This window comes from Pseudoalteromonas sp. SG43-6 (assembly GCF_014164365.1).
In the GTDB taxonomy this organism is placed as follows: Bacteria; Pseudomonadota; Gammaproteobacteria; order Enterobacterales; family Alteromonadaceae; genus Pseudoalteromonas; species Pseudoalteromonas rhizosphaerae.
In genome coordinates this window covers 1-288 of record NZ_JACJEZ010000202.1, presented here as the reverse complement: position 1 = coordinate 288, position 288 = coordinate 1, and the positions used below count along the sequence as shown (strand labels likewise).

At 42.0% G+C, this 288-nt stretch carries 1 protein-coding gene; it reads left to right on the top strand.

Translation table 11 applies throughout. The features are described from left to right. A partial coding sequence (locus H5201_RS22790) for an integrase core domain-containing protein (protein ID WP_182785473.1) occupies positions 1-288 on the top strand: 288 nt, incomplete at both ends.

The following is a 288-nucleotide window of genomic DNA, read 5'->3' as shown; positions in this document are numbered from 1 at the left end:
TCGTTTAGTCGCCCGTCAGTGAGTAATGATAATCCCTATTCGGAGTCATTATTTAAAACGTTAAAATATCGCTCAGACTACCCAGAAAAGCCATTTGAAGATATAAGCGCAGCAAGAGAATGGGTGGCAGGGTTTGTAGATTGGTACAATAACGAGCATTTGCACAGCGGTATAAAATTTGTCACGCCAAATCAGCGTCACTTAGGTTTAGATAAAGAAATATTAGCCAAGCGCCAGCAGGTAAACGATGCGGCTAGATTGAATAACCCTGGTCGTTGGTCAGGAAAA